The sequence below is a fragment of the Labilibacter marinus genome (genome assembly GCF_001659685.2).
GTDB classification, from domain to species: domain Bacteria; phylum Bacteroidota; class Bacteroidia; order Bacteroidales; family Marinilabiliaceae; genus Saccharicrinis; species Saccharicrinis marinus.
This window is the reverse complement of record NZ_LXYE02000058.1, coordinates 1-1,877: the sequence shown is the minus strand read 5'-3', so window position 1 is coordinate 1,877 and position 1,877 is coordinate 1. Positions and strand designations below refer to the sequence as shown.

Genomic DNA, 1,877 nt, shown 5'->3' with positions numbered 1-1,877 from the left:
CATTAATTTAAGATTGATATAGGCTTACCTCCAAACAAGTCGAAAATACTACCCCAATTACGGAAATAAGGGCTTGCTTTTACCTATATAGTTTAACACCATCTTAAAAAGCCACTTTCTTTGTATTTTTAAGATCCATTACTTCTTTATATAGTTTATTACAGATATCCGAAATACCATTACCCCTCCCCTCCTACTATTAATAGCAGAACTGTCGTTAAGCTCTCCAACCTTATTCAAATAACAAAGTATTGTTTCTTTTTCTGATTATAAATAGCCCGTTTATGAAGAGAACACTCTAATATGTCATGAAATTTAACATCTGACCGCTTAGGGATACCAATTGGACTTTTTGGGGTAAATGATCGAATGTTTCATCACCTACTTTTGATTTATCGATTTAAAACAAAACGTATGTGGAGCAGATCCCACGGTAAAAAACGGTAAATCATATTTAAAATTAAGAAGTTATGCATAGTTATTTTATTCCAACCGTAAATTTAATGGGTGCTAAAAGTGCCACTGTAGTAGGGAAACAAGCAAAAGCTATTGGTGGATCCAAGGCTTTATTAGTTACTGATCGTATATTGGTAGAAATGGGTATTGTGGCTAAAATTGAACAACATTTAATGGATGAAGGCATTCAAGTTGTAGTATACGATGGAGCATTACCAAATCCCACCGTTGATAATGTACACGAAGGTTTATTAATCTACCAAAAAGAAGGCTGTGATGTTATTATAGCTGTTGGAGGAGGAAGTCCTATTGATTGTGCAAAAGGTATTGGTTTGGTGGCCACTAATGGCGGTCAAATTACAAATTACGAAGGGTTGGATATGTCGGAAAAAGCAATGCCCCCTTTTATAGCAGTAAACACAACTGCAGGTACAGCTAGCGAAATGACCCGGTTTACCATTATTACAGATAGCGACAGACATGTTAAAATGGCCATTGTAGATTGGCACGTAACCCCTACTGTCTCTATAAATGATCCAGAATTAATGGTGAGTATGCCACCTGGTTTAACTGCTGCTACAGGTATGGATGCATTAACACATGCTATTGAAGCATATGTATCCACTGCAGCCACTCCTGTAACTGATTCTGCCGCCATAAAAGCAATAGAATTAATCGCTAAGTATCTGCGCGCAGCTGTGGCCAATGGTAATAACCTACATGCTCGCGAACAAATGGCCTATGCTCAGTTTATGGCAGGTATGGCATTTAATAATGCTAGTTTAGGGAATGTACATGCCATGGCACATCAACTGGGAGGTTTATACGACTTACCTCATGGGGTTTGTAATGCTATACTTCTGCCACATGTACAACGTTTTAACCTTATTGCTTGCCCTGAACGCTTTGTAACAATCGCAGAGGCCCTGGGTGAAAATACACAAGGCTTATCAATCATGAAAGCAGCAAATCTTGCCTTATCTAGTATAGAACAATTGGCTAAGGACGTTGGAATTCCATCAGGATTAAAATCACTTGGTGTAAAAGAAAAAGATTTTCCTCTACTGGCAGATAATGCCCTTAAGGACGCCTGCTTAGCCACTAATCCACGTTTATCAAGTAAGGAAGAGATTATTCAGATATATAAAAATGCCATGTAAAACACTTAACTCTTGGAAATTTTAGTGAACTCCATGGGATTTAGCGATTGGTTAAAATAACAACAAGTACAAGCCATCTTACATTAATAATGAGATGGCTTATATGTTTTGCACTTAGCCCTATCTATATAATCTTTAAACTTTCTGATTTTATAATTGGTTTTACTTCTAACTGAAAAACCGCAAGCATAATAAAATACACTTGCGGTTTGTAAAACTAATTTGCTAAAAATCCTGGCTTTAAGCTTAAGAAAGCTGTAA

Annotated in this window: 1 protein-coding gene; it reads left to right on the top strand. The window is 36.8% G+C overall.

Annotated elements, in window-relative coordinates:
* Positions 1-470: 470 nt before the first annotated feature.
* Positions 471-1,616 (top strand): iron-containing alcohol dehydrogenase, encoded by a 1,146-nt coding sequence (locus A8L32_RS21865; protein WP_066633289.1) that lies wholly within the window; start codon positions 471-473, stop codon positions 1,614-1,616.
* Positions 1,617-1,877 lie beyond the last annotated feature (261 nt).